Annotated in this window: 22 protein-coding genes and 1 riboswitch; of the genes, 13 read left to right on the top strand and 9 right to left on the bottom strand. The window is 58.8% G+C overall.

The genetic code is table 11. The annotated features are described in order from the left end of the window. Positions 1–169: 169 nt before the first annotated feature. Positions 170–445: a hypothetical protein gene (locus tag HMI57_RS18915; RefSeq protein ID WP_216607667.1), complete on the bottom strand. Its 276-nt coding sequence runs from the start codon at positions 443–445 to the stop codon at positions 170–172. 289 nt (positions 446–734) lie between these two features. On the opposite strand from HMI57_RS18915, the gene HMI57_RS17225 reads away from it, so the two are divergent. Beyond that, positions 735–1,679 carry a bile acid:sodium symporter gene (locus tag HMI57_RS17225; protein WP_171587253.1) on the top strand — a complete coding sequence of 315 codons (945 nt, stop codon included), beginning with the start codon at positions 735–737 and terminating at the stop codon, positions 1,677–1,679. Positions 1,680–1,898: 219 nt separating this feature from the next. On the opposite strand, the gene HMI57_RS17220 is transcribed toward HMI57_RS17225, so the two are convergent. Together HMI57_RS17220 and HMI57_RS17215 are read right to left on the bottom strand one after the other, a co-directional pair. Continuing rightward, positions 1,899–2,627 carry an RES domain-containing protein gene (locus HMI57_RS17220; protein WP_228721186.1) on the bottom strand — a complete coding sequence of 243 codons (729 nt, stop codon included), beginning with the start codon at positions 2,625–2,627 and terminating at the stop codon, positions 1,899–1,901. A gap of 32 nt (positions 2,628–2,659) precedes the next feature. Continuing rightward, positions 2,660–3,043, bottom strand: coding sequence for a hypothetical protein (locus tag HMI57_RS17215; RefSeq protein WP_171587227.1), 384 nt, complete (start codon positions 3,041–3,043; stop codon positions 2,660–2,662). Between the two features lie 137 nt (positions 3,044–3,180). On the opposite strand from HMI57_RS17215, the gene HMI57_RS17210 reads away from it, so the two are divergent. The 6 genes from HMI57_RS17210 to HMI57_RS17185 all read left to right on the top strand — a co-directional run bounded on the left by HMI57_RS17210 (position 3,181) and on the right by HMI57_RS17185 (position 8,262). Continuing rightward, complete coding sequence (locus tag HMI57_RS17210; RefSeq protein WP_171587226.1) at positions 3,181–3,573, top strand: metalloregulator ArsR/SmtB family transcription factor; 393 nt, start codon at positions 3,181–3,183, stop codon at positions 3,571–3,573. Continuing rightward, positions 3,570–5,531 (top strand): heavy metal translocating P-type ATPase, encoded by a 1,962-nt coding sequence (locus HMI57_RS17205; protein ID WP_171587225.1) that lies wholly within the window; start codon positions 3,570–3,572, stop codon positions 5,529–5,531. Before HMI57_RS17210 ends, HMI57_RS17205 begins: the two co-directional genes overlap by 4 nt. Then, the gene (gene lspA / locus HMI57_RS17200; RefSeq protein WP_171587224.1) at positions 5,528–6,061 is read left to right on the top strand and encodes a signal peptidase II; all 534 of its coding nucleotides are present in this window, start codon (positions 5,528–5,530) and stop codon (positions 6,059–6,061) included. The genes HMI57_RS17205 and lspA overlap by 4 nt, the downstream gene beginning before the upstream one ends. Before the next feature lie 211 nt (positions 6,062–6,272). Further along, positions 6,273–6,857: a TlpA disulfide reductase family protein gene (locus tag HMI57_RS17195; protein ID WP_216607671.1), complete on the top strand. Its 585-nt coding sequence runs from the start codon at positions 6,273–6,275 to the stop codon at positions 6,855–6,857. A gap of 5 nt (positions 6,858–6,862) precedes the next feature. Then, positions 6,863–7,657: a cytochrome c biogenesis protein CcdA gene (locus HMI57_RS17190; RefSeq protein WP_346655259.1), complete on the top strand. Its 795-nt coding sequence runs from the start codon at positions 6,863–6,865 to the stop codon at positions 7,655–7,657. Between the two features lie 26 nt (positions 7,658–7,683). Next, the gene (locus HMI57_RS17185; RefSeq protein WP_171587223.1) at positions 7,684–8,262 is read left to right on the top strand and encodes a vitamin K epoxide reductase family protein; all 579 of its coding nucleotides are present in this window, start codon (positions 7,684–7,686) and stop codon (positions 8,260–8,262) included. Positions 8,263–8,656: 394 nt separating this feature from the next. Here the strand turns inward: HMI57_RS17185 and HMI57_RS17180 are convergent, their stop codons facing one another. Further along, a complete protein-coding gene (locus HMI57_RS17180) occupies positions 8,657–8,800 on the bottom strand; it encodes a hypothetical protein (protein WP_171587222.1) in 144 nt (47 codons plus the stop codon). Between the two features lie 345 nt (positions 8,801–9,145). Between HMI57_RS17180 and HMI57_RS17175 the strand changes: the two genes are divergently transcribed. From HMI57_RS17175 to HMI57_RS17165, 3 genes are all read left to right on the top strand, one after another. After that, positions 9,146–9,943, top strand: coding sequence for a YcnI family protein (locus HMI57_RS17175; protein ID WP_171587221.1), 798 nt, complete (start codon positions 9,146–9,148; stop codon positions 9,941–9,943). A 23-nt stretch (positions 9,944–9,966) separates the two neighbouring features. Beyond that, positions 9,967–10,707 (top strand): copper resistance CopC family protein, encoded by a 741-nt coding sequence (locus tag HMI57_RS17170; RefSeq protein ID WP_171587220.1) that lies wholly within the window; start codon positions 9,967–9,969, stop codon positions 10,705–10,707. A gap of 344 nt (positions 10,708–11,051) precedes the next feature. Next, entirely contained in the window at positions 11,052–11,552 is a 501-nt protein-coding gene (locus HMI57_RS17165; RefSeq protein WP_171587219.1) for a thioredoxin domain-containing protein, read from the top strand. A gap of 58 nt (positions 11,553–11,610) precedes the next feature. Here HMI57_RS17165 and HMI57_RS17160 read toward each other — a convergent pair whose 3' ends face one another. Continuing rightward, on the bottom strand, positions 11,611–12,576 hold the full coding sequence (locus HMI57_RS17160; RefSeq protein ID WP_171587218.1) for a cytochrome c oxidase assembly protein: 966 nt from the start codon (positions 12,574–12,576) through the stop codon (positions 11,611–11,613). Next, positions 12,573–12,926, bottom strand: a complete 354-nt coding sequence (locus HMI57_RS17155; protein ID WP_171587217.1) for a metalloregulator ArsR/SmtB family transcription factor — start codon at positions 12,924–12,926, stop codon at positions 12,573–12,575. The genes HMI57_RS17160 and HMI57_RS17155 overlap by 4 nt, the downstream gene beginning before the upstream one ends. 53 nt (positions 12,927–12,979) lie before the next feature. Here HMI57_RS17155 and HMI57_RS17150 point away from each other — a divergent pair, with 53 nt between their 5' ends. The 3 genes from HMI57_RS17150 to HMI57_RS17140 all read left to right on the top strand — a co-directional run bounded on the left by HMI57_RS17150 (position 12,980) and on the right by HMI57_RS17140 (position 16,666). Further along, on the top strand, positions 12,980–13,894 hold the full coding sequence (locus tag HMI57_RS17150; protein ID WP_171587216.1) for a cation diffusion facilitator family transporter: 915 nt from the start codon (positions 12,980–12,982) through the stop codon (positions 13,892–13,894). Between the two features lie 906 nt (positions 13,895–14,800). Beyond that, positions 14,801–14,994: riboswitch (cyclic di-AMP (ydaO/yuaA leader) on the top strand. 147 nt (positions 14,995–15,141) lie between these two features. Further along, positions 15,142–15,828, top strand: a complete 687-nt coding sequence (locus HMI57_RS19225; RefSeq protein WP_346655253.1) for a M23 family metallopeptidase — start codon at positions 15,142–15,144, stop codon at positions 15,826–15,828. A gap of 154 nt (positions 15,829–15,982) precedes the next feature. Further along, on the top strand, positions 15,983–16,666 hold the full coding sequence (locus tag HMI57_RS17140; protein WP_171587215.1) for a thioredoxin domain-containing protein: 684 nt from the start codon (positions 15,983–15,985) through the stop codon (positions 16,664–16,666). 199 nt (positions 16,667–16,865) lie between these two features. Here HMI57_RS17140 and HMI57_RS17135 read toward each other — a convergent pair whose 3' ends face one another. The 3 genes from HMI57_RS17135 to HMI57_RS17125 all read right to left on the bottom strand — a co-directional run bounded on the left by HMI57_RS17135 (position 16,866) and on the right by HMI57_RS17125 (position 18,182). After that, a complete protein-coding gene (locus HMI57_RS17135; protein ID WP_171587214.1) occupies positions 16,866–17,195 on the bottom strand; it encodes a hypothetical protein in 330 nt (109 codons plus the stop codon). A 149-nt stretch (positions 17,196–17,344) separates the two neighbouring features. Next, the gene (locus HMI57_RS17130; protein WP_171587213.1) at positions 17,345–17,866 is read right to left on the bottom strand and encodes a single-stranded DNA-binding protein; all 522 of its coding nucleotides are present in this window, start codon (positions 17,864–17,866) and stop codon (positions 17,345–17,347) included. Between the two features lie 28 nt (positions 17,867–17,894). Beyond that, on the bottom strand, positions 17,895–18,182 hold the full coding sequence (locus HMI57_RS17125; RefSeq protein WP_346655258.1) for a glutaredoxin family protein: 288 nt from the start codon (positions 18,180–18,182) through the stop codon (positions 17,895–17,897). Positions 18,183–18,189: the final 7 nt, after the last annotated feature.

The following is an 18,189-nucleotide window of genomic DNA, read 5'->3' as shown; positions in this document are numbered from 1 at the left end:
TAATAAGTTCCGTTACCTGCGTGCTCAGCTCTGTCAGTCGAGAGGCAATTACTCGACGGCGCGCTTGGTCCAAAAGGTGACGATATGTTGCGAGCTCTTCCCCGGGCCTTTCCGCCTCTGCCCACGCATCACGAGGCAGTACTCCGATCTCTGCATAATCAAGGAATGCCTAGCCCAACGCGTTGATGTCAGGTAGTCCCTCCGTGATTCTCCACCCGTCGATAGGCGGCAGACCCGGCAGTAGATCAAGCCAGTTGCGCGCGAGCGTGGTGTATTCCGGATGAGTGCCCATAGAAGGACTATTTGGGACATGCGGATGCGCTCGTTCCCAAACCTTCTCAAGCTTCTCAAGCTTCTCAAGCTTCTCAAGCTTCTCAAGCTTCTCAAGCTTCTCAAGATTCACCGCTACTTTGTCGAATGTCGTCAATGCGCTGTCAAGGTCCATACGGTGAGCCTAATCTGATAGCACACCGCTGGCGGTGAAGTTGGAGCGGAACTATTGACAGCGCTCCCCGTTGTCGGACCCGTCAACGAACGGCAAGTAGAGTACATGATTCGAAAAGGCCCGCTAAACGACAGTGGATCACCTTGTCCAAGCACCGCAACCAAAGACCGGTGGGGGGACGCCGATAACGTTCTAATACGTCAACGAGGGAACATGAAGCCGGTCCGGATCCGCGCGGAGCGGCACGGTTTAGGCTGGATCTGTGGATACAGCTCGCCTCGTTGCAGGTATGGAACGGCATCAAATCAACCTGTACCTTGCAGCCATCGTCGCCGGGGGTCTCTTCGGATGGTTAGTGCCTACCGCCGCTGAACCGCTGGAGGCCGCCATCAATCCAGTGCTAGGCCTGTTGTTATTTGCCACGTTCTTGGGCATCCCCTTCGCAAAAATTGGGCAGGCTTTACGCGATGGTCGATTCATGGCCACCGTGATGGTCCTGAACTTCCTGATCGTGCCAGCCATCGTGTTCGGTCTATCCCGGTTCGTCGCCTATGACCAGGCCCTTTTGGTCGGGGTCATGATGGTCCTACTCACCCCGTGTATTGATTACGTCATTGTGTTCTCCGGCCTCGCCGGCGGATCCAGTGATCGACTGCTCGCGGCCGCACCACTGTTGATGCTCGCCCAGATGCTGCTCCTGCCGCTCTATCTACTGATCTTTATCGGCTCGGATCTTGTTTCTGCGATCGAACCGGAACCATTCATTGAAGCACTGGTCGTGCTCATCATCATCCCCTTGGTCGCCGCCGCACTGACCCAGTGGTGGGCGAACGGAGCACGGGCAGCGCAACACCTGATGTCTTTGATGCAATCCCTCATGGTCCCGCTCATGATGCTCACCCTTGCCACCGTCATCGGGTCCCAGATCGTCGGCGCTGGCCAGGAGATCGCATCACTTCTAGCCGTCATCCCGATCTACATCGGATTTCTCATCATCATGGTCCCCGTCGGGATACTCACAGCCCGCGTAGCACGCCTCGATGCAGGCAGCACCACCGCAGTAGTCTTCAGCGGGGCGACTAGGAACTCACTGGTCGTCCTCCCACTGGCACTAGCCCTCCCTGAGCCTTTATCTCTCGTAGCCCTGGTCGTCGTTACCCAAACCTTGGTCGAGCTCCTCGGCATGGTCGCTTACGTCAAAGCCCTCCCCCGACTGATCCAAAAACCTGGCTAAAGACCAGCGAGAGTCCTACTCCCGCCAAACGCTGTTAGCACCCTGTTCTGTCGTCCGCGGAACGTCGAGCATCCTCATAGATTCCCGATCTGTTGCGTATGAGTGCACACCACACAATTCCTTTGTCACGGCAGAAGGTATTTTCTCCAGTACCACCATTCGTTAGAGGGCTAAGATTCTGCGGGCCTTCCGAAGCGGATCCTGAGCCCTTGTCTGATCTCACCACGCGCGGATTTCCCATGCTTTTGTCACGGCGGCCATTGCAGGGTCGGTAAGTGAAATTTCCTCTCCTACTGTCGCTTCCGCAAGCTCCGTCAAACCCAGGTCAGTTCGTCGCATCCAGTATGCCCAGCAGGTTCCATTGCCTACTCTGGACTTGAATCTAACTCCCGCCAGTTCGCTGCCGTCATCCAAGGTAAGGCCGCGTAACCACTCGGCAAGGCGCGTCGTTACATTTCGATCGTTCGAGAATGCAGCAGCCCTGTCGACTTCCTCGAGTCCAGTAAAGACCTGGACATCGACAGCCGGCCCTAATGACAGTGCATCCAAAGTGGCCTGATCTTCCATATCTACCCACATCCCCGTCTCCTCGGGAATATCGATCACATGTTTGAGCCGCTCGTTCCGCCAAGAAAAAGCCAGGTGCCCCGGCTGCATGTGACCTAGTCGATCGAAGTCGGCCTGAATCTCTTCCATCACTTCCTCCGGAGTGATGGCCCAGAGCGCAGCCAGCTTTTCCAGTCTTTTCTTATGGCTGGGCCTCATACGTGCCCACGCCAAACACTCTCGAAACGCGGTTTCGGGAGTGTCCGCAATGTATAAGGTGCGACCAGGTGTGTCCCAGCGACTCCAATCATCACGAGACTCCCCGTCATGTCGCAGTTCAGGATTGAGCGCACCATAGGTGGCGGTGGCGATTCGGTATCCAGAGACCGGGCCAGGGACCAACGCCAGACCCGTGGTCCCGCAGATACGAGGACTCAACCCGAAAAACTCCCGGTAAGCATGGCATTAGCTGCTACGCGAACCTCCTTAAAGCGATCTTCCATAATCGCCTCAACGGGTGAATCCTCATCCAACCAAGGGTTCGAACCGATGAACCAAAGTCGGGTTATGTGCTCCCCGTGTGCGTCAGAAAGCTCGGTCCAGAGCCGGATTGCTGACATGAGCCGGCGAACGGCAGCTTGGTTCGGCTCGGGCCCATCGTCTTTTGCCCACTTATGCGAAATACGACGATCTCTGCTGCCAGTCAGCCCTGCGACCAAGGTTGGCCCTATGCCGTTGTTGAGTCGGCGAACGATCTCTCGTATACCTAGTTCATTGGTACGGACAGCGGCGGTACCTACGGTCGTATCGATGGACATGGCAGCTCCCTAAAATAAGTGATGATGAAAGGCTACCTCTCAACTACACCGAAAACTACACAGAAGCTACATGAAAACAGTAACGAAGCTGATTCCATCTGTGGAGATAAATCCCCATCTGGGGCTATCATCGTCATATGACGATGAATAATGGTTGTAGAACTACTAAAGGTGGGCGGCTGGATCCTGCAGTAGCGTTGTTTCACTCGCTAAGTGATCCGACGCGGCTTGCCATTGTGAAGTCCATGGCTGCCGGTGAAGTTCGAGTCAGCGACCTCACCGGCGAGCTTGGCATGGCCCAGTCCACTGTTTCGGCGCATGTGGCGTGTTTGCGGGACTGTGGTTTAGTCGCGGGACGCGTCGAAGGCAGAAGCGTCTATTACTCGCTGGCCCAGCCTGAACTGATGGATCTACTGTCCCAGGCCGAGATCCTGTTGGCCGCAACGGGTAATGCGGTAAGTCTGTGCCCGGTTTACGGAAACGGAAATGAATCAACCCACCACGTGAGGGCGCTGGAGGACGTGCGATGAGTGATGCATGCTGCGGCCCGGACGACACACCCCAAAAGACTAGCGAAGGGGTGGACGAGCGAGAGCCGGAGACATTCTGGCAAGTCACCGAGATCCGTTTGGCGCTAGCAGCCGGAGTCCTGCTGCTAGCCGGCTGGGTTGTCGGGATGAGCGGGGCCCAGGAATGGATTTCAACTACCTTGGAGACGGCAGCTTTGCTGCTGGCCGGTTGGACCTTCATTCCGTCTACTCTTCGCCGACTGGCCAAGGGCAGGATCGGTGTGGGGACGCTGATGACGATCGCGGCTGTGGGCGCTTTGCTGTTAGGGCAGCTGAGCGAAGCTGCCGCTTTGGCGTTCCTGTATGCGATTGCTGAGGGGTTGGAGGAGTACTCTTTGGCCAAGACCCGGCGCGGGCTTCGAGCGCTGTTGGATCTTGCCCCTGATGAGGCACGGATTTTACGCAACGGTGTCGAGGCTACCGTAGCCCCGGCGGAGCTGGTGCCAGGGGACCGAATGGTGGTGCGCCCAGGTGAACGGGTCGCTACCGATGGGATTATCCGTGCCGGGCGCACCACCCTGGATACGTCCGCGCTGACCGGTGAATCGGTACCCGTCGAAGCAGGACCGGGCGATGAGGTATTCGCCGGGTCGATTAATGGCTCAGGGCCTCTGGAAGTCGACGTCATCAGCACGGCGGAGAACAATTCTTTAGCCCGGATTGTGCACATTGTCGAGGCTGAACAATCCCGTAAGGGCACCGGGCAGCGCTTGGCTGACGCTATAGCCGGGAAGCTGGTACCAGGGATTTTGATCGCCGCGGTCCTGATCGTCGTCTTCGGATTCATTGTTGGGGAGCCTCTGTTGTGGATTGAACGGGCTCTTGTCGTTTTGGTTGCTGCGTCTCCGTGTGCCCTGGCAATTTCGGTGCCGGTCACTGTCGTCGCCTCTGTAGGGGCCGCCAGTAGGATCGGGGTGCTCATCAAGGGTGGAGCCGCGGTGGAAACGCTGGGCAAAATCCGGACCATCGCGTTGGATAAGACCGGCACCTTGACCCGGAACGACCCCGTGGTTGTCGAGATCGCCGCCATCACACCCGGAGGGGAGGGTCATGTTCTTGCTGTGGCTGCTGCCTTGGAGGCTCGCAGTGAACACCCCCTCGCCCGGGCCATCCTCACCGCCGCTGGCACACCCTTGGAAGCAACCGATGTCAGTTCTGTGCCAGGGGCTGGGGTGGAAGGCACGCTGAACGGGTTGCCTGTCCGCCTTGGCCGGCCAGGGTGGATCAACCCCGGGACGCTGCGCTTCAAGGTCGAACGGATGCAGCAATCCGGTGCGACCGCGGTGCTCATCGAAGAGAATGGGGCCGTTATTGGGGCCGTGGCGGTCCGCGATGAACTGCGCCCCGAGGCCCGGGAAGTCATCACACGGCTCACCAACGGCGGATACCGGGTGGCGATGCTGACCGGGGATAACCCGGTCACCGCGAACGCGTTGGCTACCGAAGCAGGCATCACCGTGGTCCACGCCGATTTGCGCCCGGAGGACAAGGCCCGGATTATCCGTGACCTCCAAGAACATCAGCCGGTGGCCATGGTCGGGGACGGCGTCAACGACGCCCCAGCCCTGGCCACGGCCGACATTGGGATCGCGATGGGCGCCATGGGAACGGATGTGGCCATCGAGACAGCAGACATCGCCCTCATGGGTGAAGATCTCAACCACCTGCCCAAAGTCCTCGATCACGCCCGCCGGACACGGCGCATCATGCTTCAGAACGTCGGAATGTCGCTCCTTCTGATCATTGTGTTAATCCCACTGGCCCTGTTTGGTGTGCTCGGGCTCGCCGCCGTCGTGCTCATTCACGAACTAGCTGAAGTGCTGGTCATCGGCAACGGTGTCCGCGCAGGGAAGATCCGAAAATCACTCACAGCCCGTCAGGGCGTACCGTCCCCCATTACCGCGAGCGTCAACGCATGAACCCTGAACCAGCACCCGAGTCCGGGCCCAACCTTGGATCACCACAGACCCGGCCAACCAGGGGACATTCCCAACGTTTTCTCTGGCTAGGGGTCGCTGCCGTCCTCGCCGCGGCAGACCTTTTGATAAAGGCTCTGGTGGAAAACCGGCTTGCCGACGGGCAGATCATTGACTTCGGAATCATCAATATCCGGTTGGGCTATAACACCGGGGTTGCCTTCGGAATGGGAGATGCCTTCCCACCCTGGGTGATCGTGGTCATTACCGGCATCATTACCGCGTTCCTGGCCGGATATTTGTTGCATGAGGCGTCCGCTCACCGTCCCCGCCTCTACCTAATCGGTCTGATGGTTGTTCTCGGTGGTGCTCTAGGGAACCTTGTCGATAGGGCTGATGGGGCCGGAGTCGTCGATTATCTCCACACCGGTTGGTTCCCCACGTTCAACCTCGCAGACGTTTTCATCACCCTCGGTGCAGCAACTGTGGCCATATCGGTGCTGATAAAAAGCCCCAAAAAACCGAAACCCTGATCAAGACAAAGACCGTGACAGTGACGGTGACAGTGACGGTGACAGTGACAGTGACTGCCCGGCGTACCGGTTACTTCTGCTGCTGAGACTGTTCACACTACGACTTCACCGGCGTACCCCAGTGTTTCTACGGCTTGTAGAATAGTTGGGTCATCATGACCGCGAAAGGTAGACCACCGTGATACACGCAAACGCCCGCCGACGGGCACCCCTGGGCCCCCGTACCGTGGCGGCGGTTCTTCTCGTCGTGTCAGTTGCCCTTTCCGGCTGCGCTGCGAGTGATCCTCTCACGGATCAGGCTGACGCCGGAGATAACAAGAACTACATCGCCGGCGATGGCTCGGTCACGGAATACGCTCCCGAGTCCCGTGGGAAACCGATGGAGTTGGTTGCCACGCTCTATGACGGCACTACCGTTGACGCGGTGGACTGGAAGGGAAAGGTCACCGTTTTGAACGTCTGGTACGCCGCGTGTGCGCCCTGCCGGGTAGAAGCCCCCGATCTCCAAGCCCTTCATGAGGAATACCGGGACGCAGGAGTGCAATTCTTCGGCGTGAACATCCGTGACGAGAAGCCCACTGCCGAAGCTTTCGAACGAACTTTCGGCATCACCTATCCCAGCTTCGATGACAAAGACGGCGGGATGCTGCTGTCCATGACCGAATACGTCCCGCCGCAGGCGGTGCCCAGCACCCTGGTGCTGGACAAGCAGGGACGGGTGGCTGGACGCATCATCGGCCTGGCAGAGAAAAGCACACTCGAGGCGTTGATCCGTGACGCGGTGGCCGAAGAGTGAGCCTAATTTTTTCGGGTGTGGTCCCTGCCGGGTTGTCGGCGGCGGTAAACAACCCGTTCGCTGAAACCGTCCTCGCCGGTTCTCTGCTGCTCGCGGTGCCTGTGGCCGTCCTCGCGGGCCTGGTGTCCTTCGCCTCGCCCTGCGTTTTACCTTTGGTCCCGGGATACCTCGGTTACGTGACGGGGCTGACTGGGGTTGACCTGGAACAGCAGAAACGTGGGCGCATGTTCGCGGGAATCGGTCTTTTTGTGCTGGGGTTCTCCGTGGTCTTCATGGCTATTGGTGCGGTCTTTGGGCAACTTGGGGCGTGGCTGCAAAGCTCCGAACAGGCCTGGATCACCCAGGTTCTTGGCTTGGTTGTCGTTGTGATGGGTGTGATCTTCCTTGGCGGATTGTCCTGGTTTCAACGCGACGCGAAGATTCATGCCAGGGTGCCGACCGGGCTCTGGGGGGCGCCCCTCTTAGGGGTCACGTTCGGGCTTGGTTGGGCACCGTGTATCGGGCCGACCCTGTCCGCTGTGCAGTTATTGGCCTTCAGTGATGGCTCCGGAGCTGCTAAGGGCGCGCTGCTGACCTTTTTTTATTGCCTTGGGCTCGGCGTGCCGTTCCTCCTCATCGCGCTGGGTGCGCGCCGCGGCATGGGTGCGCTGGCGTTTTTTAGGGATCACCGCCATAACCTGCAGCGGGTTGGGGGGTCCATCCTGATCCTTCTGGGCCTACTCATGGTCTCTGGAGTGTGGGGGATGTGGGTTTCCCAGCTGCAGGACTGGTTCGCTAACTCTGTCCTGCTACCTATCTGATGACCCAAAGAACGGTTGAACCCGACATGACTTCCTTCGCCCGTACCCGCCCCTTCGGTGTGGTGTTGTTAGTTACCGGCGTCGTCGGGTGGATCGCCTCCGGAATTCTTGTGCTGGAACGTCTCGCGCTTTACGAGGATCCCGCCCATGTGACCAGCTGTGACGTTAATCCGTTGGTCTCTTGTGGTCGGGTCTTCGGAACCTGGCAGTCTTCGCTGTTCGGGTTCCCTAATCCTTTGATCGGCATCGTTGCCTTCACCGTAGTGATTACCACCGCCTTGGCCATCCTTTCCGGTGCCCGTCTGGGACGCTGGTATTGGCTCGGGCTGCAAGCAGGCGTGAGCCTGGGATTCGTCTTCGTTACGTGGCTCTGGAGCCAGGCTCTTTTCGACATCGGCATCCTTTGTCTCTATTGCATGGTCGTCTGGGCAGCGATGATCCCCCTGTTCATTTTGCTCACGATCCGTAACATGGTTCACGGTGTGATCAAAGCGCCGGCCCACCTGATCAGCTTCCTCCGCGACTGGGCCTGGATTATTGTTGTCGTCCTTTGGCTGGTCACCGCGGCTTCCGTGTTTTTCCGTTTCTTGCCCGTTTTCATCTGAACTTGATACGCAGTAATCAACGCGAACTACGGTAGAACTAATTTGTTAGGCCGGAGGGAAACCAAAGTGCAGGCTGGGTGAGAGGAAGGACGCATACGATGAGCGGTGGTCGAAGCGCCCTGTTCTTTCCCCGGACAGTTCTTATCTCTGCGGTGATTTTTTCCTTGGCCGCCGGAGCTCACGTCATGGGTGGCGGTGTCCTGCCTCAGTGGCCCATTCTCGTTGCCCTAGCGACGCTTACGCTCGTTCCAGTGGCGGCGGTTAGTTACCGGCCGATGTCCTTTAGGGTCCTTCTCGGGCTGTTGGGCGGGGGCCAGGTTTTCCTACATGCCGCGTTCGCGGTTCTGCCTGGGAAAGGAAGCTGCGATCCCGCTATCACGGCTGGGCACTCTCATCACGTCGAGTCCTTCGCAATGCACTGCGCTTCCGTCCCTGCGGCGGAACCAGCTGGCTTGTCACTACCGCTCGTCCAGGCAGGGTTCTTTTCACCGATGATGATGGCCCACGTCGTCGCGGTCATCGTGACTGCTTCGGTCATTGCTCGCGGGGACCTAGCGTTGGAGCACCTCAAGGCGTGGACCAGAGCGCAGCTCCCCCACCCGGTACCTACGATGCCCTCAGCAGTCCGGCCGCTGCGGGCAATACCTCGCGCGCCGCTAATTACGCATGCTTGGCGGAACGCCAGCCCACATTCACGACGTGGGCCACCAACCGTTGACCTGCAACGCACCTCTGGACGCATAGTCCCATGCCCACTTGGTTTCTAACCCGTCGGATGGGCTGAAGACGCGTCCTCGCGCCTTCACCAATTTCACCCCCTTGAACAAGCAGCTGCATCTGCTGCGCCTCCCTGGCCATAGCTGCCCGTTGAAAGGTATTCCTCATGAACCACATCGACATCGCTTCGATCCTGCCGACTCGTGTTCCACCCGCTGCAGTGAAGACAACCGCCATTCTCGCCGCCACCACGGCCTTGATGGCCCTCGGATTGGGTGCTGCATCCGCGCACGTTTCGGTGACTCCCGATTCCACCAGCGCAGGAGGGTCCGCACAGCTGACGTTCCGGGTTCCGAGTGAATCTGAGACCGCTTTTACCAACAAAGTCGAAGTTCAGCTTCCTACCGATACCCCTTTTACCTCGGTGCGGGCATTGCCGGTAGAAGGCTGGACCGCTGAAATCGTCCGTGGCGACCTCCCCGAACCCGTGATGATCGAGGGGGCGGAAATCACCGAGGCACCGCTTTCGGTAATCTGGACCGCTGATGATGAGGAGCACTCACTGTCGGCAGAGGAGTACCAGAACTTTTCTCTCTCCGCTCGGGCCCTGCCAGAAGAAGGAACCATCATCAACCTGCCCACGATCCAGTCCTACTCTGACGGCAGTGTTTCCAACTGGGACCAGCCGACCGAGGAAATTGGGGTGGAACCCGACGACGGAGCACCGTCGTTCGTCACCACGGCCGAAGGGGCCGGCCACGGTGCACCATCGACTGAAACAACCGAAGAAGCCACGGAAGAATCATCTGCGGGCACCGGCGAAGTTGAGCCAGCCGCGACAGAACAGGCCTCGACAGCCTCGTCCACGTCGCCGGTCACCTGGATTGCACTCATCGCTGGTCTCGTCGGTTTGATCGCTGGCGTCCTTGCCTTCATCCGCTCCGGGAAGACACGCACCAACTAACTCCCGGCCTCTCCTCACAAGTGATGACTCTGATCTGGTCCGCCCTCATCCACCCTGTGTGGGATGGGGCGGACCAGATCACCCTCGCGAAAGGCAAACCAGTGCTTAACCCCACGTCCACCACCAGCCCCGTCGGAGCCCCCTCGAAGACAGTGCCGCTTCTTCCACAGATCAGGGAAATCTACGCCCGATCATTCTCCGTTGTCATTCTCGTGATCGCTTCGCTGCTGCTTTCTACTATGCCGGCAACAGCGCACGACGGGCTGACTGCCAGCGCCCCCGCCAGCGAAGAGACCGTCCCGACCCTCCCGGGCGAAATTCAACTCACTTTCAGTAACCCCCCTTCTGGTATCGGAGCTACCGTCATCGTCTCCGACGACGACGGGACAGACTGGGCCGAAGGACCGGTGAGCGTCACCAACACCGTCGCCACCCAGCTGCTGCGACCCGGCGCACCGGCAGGTACCTACACGGTCCAGTGGAGGGTGGTGTCTTCCGACAGTCACCCTATCGAAGGCACCTATTCTTTTACCGCCACTGAGGGAGCGCCTGCCGGAGAAACAGGACAAACCACCGAGAGCGGAGCGCCGTCCGCGGAACCTCAGGAGTCCGGCAGTACCGACACTGAAGCAACTGCAAATACTGACTCGACTATCAGCGGCATGGGAGGGGTAATTCTGGTAATGGTGCTCGCCGGCCTGGCCGTGATCGGAGGGCTCATTTTCTTCACCCGCCGCAGCCTGAGAGCTGTCGGGAAAAAATAGACCCTGTAGACAGGCGTCTTCCGTCCGGCACACTACGGACCTGACGGTTAGTTCGCAATCTTCGAGCGAGATCTCCCCGATCTTGGCTCACCATCTCACAGAAAAGGCAACATTTTCTTATGAGTCCTTGGCTATACGCCCTTATTCCGCTTGTCCTCGTTCTCGTTTTAGGTTCGGCCGCGTTCTTCCTCGGTTATCGAGGGCACTTCTCTGACCGGCCTGGAGGGAAATCCGATGCCCCGGCCCCAGTGGATTTCCCCCGGATTCGCCCTGTGAAGGCAGCACCGGTGATGCGCGAGGGCAGTCGGGTGACATCCCGAGCCAGTGACGAGAGGGCTGTGCTGGTGCAGTTTCTGGATGCGGAGTCCGAGTCCTGCAGGGCGGTGCATCTTTTTGTTGAGCAGCTAAAAGTGGACTTTGGGCAGCAGGTGACTTTTGCCGTTCGACATTTTCCGGTCTCGGAGCAGTCCTTCGCTGCGGCTCTGGCTTTGGAAGCTGCCGGTGAACAGGACAGATTCGACGACTTACTTGAAGCGATTTACGCGATCCCCCTGGAAGCCCCCGACGGGGCGGATACCAAGGTCAGTGCGGGGCCAGAAGAAAACAGCGCATCGGCAGCGCTAAAGTATCGGACGATCGCCGAGAGTCTCGGTATGGACATGCCTGGGTTTGATGCTGCCCTTAATGACCGTGACATGACGCAGAGGGTTGAAACGGACAAAACCGATGGTGCGGCCTTAGGTATCAGCTCGCCTCCTTCGTTTTTCCTCCTCGATGGGAAGGAAATCCGGGCTACTACCTTAGCTGAGTTTCGTCAGGCGATAGCGGAGGCAGCCTCTCGGTAGCTCCTCCCCGGCACGGGTGTCTGTCATGTTGAGGAGAGGGTACCTGTCATGTTGAGGTTTAGTAGCGTTCTGCTCGTTGGCGTAGCTGGTGAAGGTAGTCGTTGTAGGCGTCGAGTTCCGGTGTTCCGTCGGTTTGTTCCTCGCGGTCTTTTGCTTTTGACGTGACGGCGTCGTCGCGTTGCCACCGCACCAGGATGAACATGAGCATCAGCACCGAGGGAAGCTCTCCGTAGGACCAGGCCAGGCCACCGGCCAGCACCTGATCGGCCAGGGGGTCAACATTCCATGCGGGAGGAGGGTTCGCGAAGAAGTCCACCATGGGGACTGTGGCCATCATGACGATGACCCCGAAGAAGGCGTGCAACGGCATTTCGGCGAACACGTCGATGAGGCGCCCAAAGTGGGACTGCTTAGCCGGTAGCGGGTCGGTTGACATCAGGGGAACAGTGAAAATGATTCCCGAGATCAGAAACAACAGTTCCAGCCCTACGTGGCCGTACCAGGTCGGCAGAAGCGTATTGGCGAGGTCACTGAAGTAGATTCCGTAGAAACTCATTAAGAACACCGGAATCATGAATCCAGGGTGCAGCACGATTCTCGACAATCGGGCTTTCAGCCCAGCGTGAGCCACTCTGAGTACGATCCTGCCCAGACCGCTGTGTGGGGTGGCGCGCAGCAGCAACGTTCCGGGGCGCCCCAGGATCAGTAATGGAGGTACGGCCATCATGAGAGTCAGTTGTTGGAACATGAATACCGAGAACATGCGCAGGCCGTAACCTTCGACGCCGGCGCCCATGACGACCATGATGATTACGCACGCTACCAGGAACGTTACTGTCCGCCATATGGGCCATCGGCGGTGGGTCAACCACAGTTTGATTGCACCGCTGAGGTAGAGCAACGCCAGTAGTGCGGCGATGGCAGGGATCAGAGGTATTGGCTGCAGGGTCGGGGCGAGGAATGCCTCCAGAGACGGTGGTGCGGTGGGTACCCAGACCGGGCCCTCCACTCCCGGGTCGGTCAAGGCCGTTCTGTCGTAGAGGCAGCGGCGCTATCTGCACGGTCCGAGCCGGAACACAGGTCGGTATTGGGTGCCAATACCACATCGAGTAGGTCTCCCAGGGCATGAGCCAGGCGCGGATCGGCCAGCTCGTAGCGCGATTTACGCCCTTCGGGCACCGCTACGACAAGCCCGCATCCGCGCAGGCATGTCAGGTGATTGGACATGCTTTGCCTCGAGACCCCGAGTACTTCCGCCAAGACAGCGGGATAGTTCGGGCCGGACCGCAACGCCAGTAACACCCGGGCGCGGGTGGGGTCGGAGAGGGCATACCCGAACTTCGCCAGGACGGATCCAGTAGTCAGTGATTCCATCCCCCTAATATACAGTTCATGCTGAGTTCATTAATGCATGTACTATTTGTCGTATGCAGAATCATGATCATGGGCTAGCTGCCGACACCCATCGGGGTCCTCTTGCAATCGCACTGGGTATCACCGTAGCCGTTTTCGCTTTTCAGGTATTCGGCGCCTTGTGGACCGGCAGCCTGGCGCTTCTATTTGATTCCGCCCATGTCCTCACTGATGCTGGCGGCCTGGCGATGGCCCTCGCCGCGGCTTCGCTGGCTTTGCGGCCTGCAACAGCGCAGCGGAGTTGGGGTTTCCGCCGCGCCGAGGTCGTTGCAGCCCTGGCTCAAGCGGCAATTTTGATGGCCGTAGGCCTTTATGTCCTCATCGAAGGAATCCAGCGTCTGATTACCCCGACACCGGTGGCCTCGGAAGAAATGATCATTTTCGGGATCATCGGACTGGCTGGCAACATCGCCGCCCTACTGGTGCTCTCATCGCGGCGTTCGGCGAACTTCAACCTCCGGGCAGCCTTCCTGGAGGTCCTCAACGACGCCCTCGGGTCGGTTGCTGTCATCGTGGCCGCGATCATCATCACGTTCACCGGGTGGGTTCAGGCCGATGCGTTGGTGGCGATGCTCATCGGTGTGCTGATCCTGCCGCGAACCTTCATCCTGTTGCGTGAGACCATCAACGTCCTCCTCGAGAGCACACCCCGCAATATTGACCTCGAAGACATCCGATCGCACATCATCGGAACTGCTGGTGTGAGAGAAGTCCACGATCTACACATCACCCAGATCGCCACCGGGTTGCCTGTGCTTACCGCCCATGTGGTCGTCGAGGAGGAGATCATCACCCTCGGACGCAGTCACGAGATGTTGGATCTGTTACAGGAATGCGTCCTCGCGCACTTCGAGATCAGCATCGAGCACTCTACATTTCAACTCGAACCCCCAACCCACCGGGACCACGAACACGACTTCACCCATTAGAAGCATCGCAACCAAAAAGGACTGGCCCCCGCACTCCCTGAGTAGGTCACCGGGCTACCAAATGTTGGGTTCAGATCCTTGGACGGCCGAAGCCAGGTAATTCCGTAGGTCCTGACGGAGCGTACGCCTTACCAAGGCCGCCCGGAGGGCCATTATCCAAGCCGCGGCGAAGAACACGGCGCCCAACCAGAGAACTGTTTGCGGTGGGCTAACGGCGGGCTCGGTCGATCCCAGAAGTAACGGCGCCCAGTACCAGAGAGTGAAACTGAACCACCCCAGAGCGCAGGCCCCCGCGGCGATCATCAAAGGCTGCTGACCAAGGCGTCGTCCGTTGCTGGCAAATCCCACCGGCAACAGGGCCACCCCCAGTAAAGTAACCGCCAAGCCCCACGTTAGGAGCAGCCCGAGTACACCACCGGCCAGTATCAGCAACACTCCGACCATCACGAAACGGCGGTGCCGCAACGGCAACCTAATAGCCCCGGGCCCAGCAGCGAGAGCAGCCGATGTCAGAGCCCCACGAATTTCCTCCTCAGAAGGAATCATCGATTCCCCCGCGCTTACCCTCTCCGAGTGTTCGGAAACAGCGACGGAAGATTCTCGACTCTGCGAAGGCAACACCGCAAAACCCTCGACCCGCAAGACAGGCGTGGTGGAAGTCCAGATTTCCGCCGTTGCTTTGGTGGGAATCGTATCGATGTGCTCGTAGGGTGCAACCTCGATCAGGACCCGTTCTGTCCTTTCCCTGAGCGTTGCGGCCAAAACGGAGCCTTTGCTGTGGAGTAGTTCAACCCGCATTGGATAAAGCGCCTATCTTCGATTGCTCTCTGGGGTATTAGATAACGAAATTGTTACTATACAGCGTTCCGTGTAGAGTTCTTTTTTGTCGCTGTGAAAGCGGTGACGCTGGTTCCAACGCCTAACCCTGCCGGGGAACCAGCCTTCCTTTTGTATCCGGCGGGGATGGAGAACCCACTTTGCGGACTGTGCCGAGCACCGTCTTGGGGTGAAGCCACCACCGCGCGATCAGCGCTTTGGTGGCCGGGCCGTTACCTAACCCGAATCCGACAGCTAACTTCGGCGGCGTTTGGAAAGGAAATCCTGTGGCGTTGCAAAAACCCGCTGGTCGACGTCGCGCAGACCGGCCACGTCACGCCGCTTCGCCCCACCCACCTAAACTGCGTGGAAGACGCCGCGCCACGCCCCCTACGGGCAGGCCAAGCCGACCCTGGGTTAAACCAGCCACCGTGGTTCTAACGACGGCTGGTCTGCTCGCGGGAGCCCTCCCCGCTCACGCCCACACCCATTCCAGCCTCGTAGCCCAGAACCAGCCAGAGGCCCCGGAAGGAATTACGGCGGACCCAAAGGCAACACTCAACTTCGGCAAGACGGCCCTGTCCAGTCTGGCTGGGCCAACCCCAGGCATAAAGGAACCATCCATCAATGCCTCCGGCAGTGTCCAGGAAGAGGCTGCCCCCCCGGCCTCCGATCCAGTTGTTGATGACGCTGAGAAGGCTGCCAATGCTGCTGTCGACAACCCAGTTATTTTCCTGGGTGCTCCGCTGAGCTCCATGTCCACCGCATCCGGATTCGGCTACCGGTTAAGCCCACTCACCGGTGCGAGTGAGCTACATACCGGGCTTGATCTTGCCGCCTCTTGCTCCACCCAGAAGGTATTAGCGTCCCAAAATGGGACTGTCGTAGAAGCGGGCTGGAGCCAGTACGGCGGCGGCAACAGGATAGTCATCGACCACGGCAACGGACTCAAGAGCACCTACAACCATCTCTCCGTGATTGGCGCCTTCACAGGACAAGCCGTAGGCCGCGGTGAATTGATCGGCAACGCTGGCACTACCGGAAACTCCACCGGGTGCCACCTTCACTTCGAGGTTCTGCTCAATGACGCCGTGGTAGACCCATTCGGCTGGCTCTAACCGTTGATAAAGAGATCAAATCTCCCAGATTTCCCTCCCGAGACCATCTGCTATACCCAGGCTGTAGCTCAACGAACACCAGCTGAGGCCAAACATAAAGGGAAACCATTTTTCGCCCATTTGAGCCACTCAACCGACTAAGGAATCAGCCACCATGACCGACGCGTCCACGAAAACCCGTCCCCGAAAAGCACGGATCATCATCTGGGCGATAATCGCTGCTGCCATCATGGCGATGATCCTGACCGTCGTCATCGCCAATGTCGTCAACAACAACCGCCAGCAAACCCTCGTCGGAGACGGCCCACAGCTGACCCGAGAAAACAGCCGCCACATATCCCAGGCTGACGACGAAAAGGCCGTACTGGTTGAGTTCCTGGACTTCGAATGCGAAGCCTGCCTCGCAGCTAAACCCTTCGTAGACGAACTGGAACAAGAATTCGGTGAGAATCTCACGATCACCGCACGATACTTCCCGCTGCCAGGCCACACGAACTCCATGAACGCTGCCCTGGCAGTTGAAGCCGCCGCACAACAAGGAAAATTCACACAAATGCTCGACCTCATGTATGAAACCCAGGCAGACTGGGGCGAAGCATCCGAATCCAAAGCCGACGTCTTCCGCGGATTCGCCGAAGACCTCGAACTCGACCTCGCCGCATACGATGCGGCCATCACCGATCCCGAAACCAAAAACAGAATCGAACTCGACGTCGCCGACGGAACCGCACTCGGCGTTACCGGCACCCCCACCTTCTTCCTCAACGATGAAGAAGTCCTAGCCACAACGCTAGACGAGTTCCGCACCCTCGTCGCAGACAGCATCAATGGGTCTTGAAGACCGCTAAAAACATTGCACCGCTCCGGGTCTAGTGCCATCGAATCCATTGGCTGGACCGCAATTTACTTCATCAAGCAGGTGCTGGGCAATACCAAACCCAACGCGTGATCATGTCAACCCTATTTGGCCCCAGCAGGGCGGCTGGGTGTGGGTCGGTTCGGTCACTCTTGCCGCGCCGGATGAAAAGTAGCCGGGTCTAATCCTGGGCCGCGTACCTGGTGCGTGCTTCCTTCGCAGTGATGCCGAGAAGCTGGGATATGTCGCGCCACGTCGCGCCTTCGTGACGGCCAAGTTTCACGGCTGCTGTCAGCTCGCGCTCTGCACGCGCTAGAGCTTCCTGCTTGGCGTCGATGAGATCGCGCCAGCCGTCGACGAGCCAGCCCCGGCCCATCATTTCGTCGTCATCGTACTGCTCGAAACAATCCCCTAGTAGTCGGTATCGGTTGAGTAGCTTCGCGGTTTCGTCCGGGGCGAGGTTATCAAAATCGTTGGAATCGCTGGGGCCTGCGTAGGGCTTATCTCTCACGGTGCGGGCTCCTCGTTGAGTGTCTGCATGAAGGTGGGGCCGGTTCCTGCACCACACAGTTACCGGCCCCGTTGTCTCTTCTGGGTTCCCTGCGAAAGGAAATTTATTGTGCCTCCGGTCAGCGTAGCGTTCCCGCTGACGGGGTGGATCTAGAACGGTGGTTCGGACTGCTCGGGGCCCCTGCCCCATCCGTCGCTGTTACCAGAGTTCCCACTGTTGGGGTTTTTGGCGGGTGCTGCCCAGGGGTCTTGCTGCTGCCCTGCGGGAGCGTTGTTGCCCTGGTTTCCCTGTCCTCCCCCGCTGCCTGGTTGGCGCCGGTTGACGGTAGCTGAGGCGTAACGAAGTGATGGGCCGATCTCATCGACTTCGAGTTCCATCACGGTGCGCTTTTCGCCTTCTTTGGTGTCGTAGCTGCGGGAATTCAAGCGTCCCTGAGCGATCACGCGGGTTCCCTTGGTGAGGGTTTCAGCGACGTTTTCCGCTGATTCGCGCCACACGGAGCCGCGCAGGAAGAGGGTTTCACCGTCTTTCCATTCGTTGGTCTGCCGGTCGAACGTCCTAGGTGTTGAGGCGATGGTGAAGTTCGCGACGGCTGAGCCGCTGGGGGTGAATCGGAGTTCGGGGTCTGCGGTGAGGTTTCCAATGACGGTGATGATGGTTTCGCCTGACATGAGGATCAACGTACCTTTTGTAGTGGTTTTAGTGTGTCGTTGCTGGTGAGTATTTAAGGGAATGAGTAGATGAGTTTCTTACTCGGGTGTTGTGTAGCTCGATGACGTGCTGGACTTTTCCGGGGTTCAGTCCTGACCAGTGATCTTCTGAGCCGTCTTTTTCGTAGACGACGACGGGGGCCTGGGAGTAGCCGAGTTCTTCGCTGATGTATTCCAGTGCTTGGTCGTTGGTGGTGATATCGACCTCTGTGAACGCGATGCTGGCGTTTGAACCGCCCTGGGTTTGTTGGAGGCTTCTGACCTTGGAATCGAGAATAGAGTCA

It is taken from the genome of Arthrobacter sp. 260 (genome assembly GCF_013116745.1).
Classification (GTDB): Bacteria; Actinomycetota; Actinomycetes; order Actinomycetales; family Micrococcaceae; genus Arthrobacter_D.
This window is presented reverse-complemented; position numbering and strand designations above follow the sequence as displayed.

Coding starts and splice junctions, on each gene's coding strand:
- HMI57_RS18915 (WP_216607667.1), bottom strand. CDS start 445: ATGGACCTTGACAGCGCATTGACGACATTCGACAAAGTAGCGGTGAAT.
- HMI57_RS17225 (WP_171587253.1), top strand. CDS start 735: ATGGAACGGCATCAAATCAACCTGTACCTTGCAGCCATCGTCGCCGGG.
- HMI57_RS17215 (WP_171587227.1), bottom strand. CDS start 3,043: ATGTCCATCGATACGACCGTAGGTACCGCCGCTGTCCGTACCAATGAA.
- HMI57_RS17210 (WP_171587226.1), top strand. CDS start 3,181: ATGACGATGAATAATGGTTGTAGAACTACTAAAGGTGGGCGGCTGGAT.
- HMI57_RS17205 (WP_171587225.1), top strand. CDS start 3,570: ATGAGTGATGCATGCTGCGGCCCGGACGACACACCCCAAAAGACTAGC.
- lspA (WP_171587224.1), top strand. CDS start 5,528: ATGAACCCTGAACCAGCACCCGAGTCCGGGCCCAACCTTGGATCACCA.
- HMI57_RS17185 (WP_171587223.1), top strand. CDS start 7,684: ATGACTTCCTTCGCCCGTACCCGCCCCTTCGGTGTGGTGTTGTTAGTT.
- HMI57_RS17180 (WP_171587222.1), bottom strand. CDS start 8,800: ATGACCGAAGCAGTCACGATGACCGCGACGACGTGGGCCATCATCATC.
- HMI57_RS17175 (WP_171587221.1), top strand. CDS start 9,146: ATGAACCACATCGACATCGCTTCGATCCTGCCGACTCGTGTTCCACCC.
- HMI57_RS17170 (WP_171587220.1), top strand. CDS start 9,967: ATGACTCTGATCTGGTCCGCCCTCATCCACCCTGTGTGGGATGGGGCG.
- HMI57_RS17155 (WP_171587217.1), bottom strand. CDS start 12,926: ATGGAATCACTGACTACTGGATCCGTCCTGGCGAAGTTCGGGTATGCC.
- HMI57_RS17150 (WP_171587216.1), top strand. CDS start 12,980: ATGCAGAATCATGATCATGGGCTAGCTGCCGACACCCATCGGGGTCCT.
- HMI57_RS17140 (WP_171587215.1), top strand. CDS start 15,983: ATGACCGACGCGTCCACGAAAACCCGTCCCCGAAAAGCACGGATCATC.
- HMI57_RS17130 (WP_171587213.1), bottom strand. CDS start 17,866: ATGTCAGGCGAAACCATCATCACCGTCATTGGAAACCTCACCGCAGAC.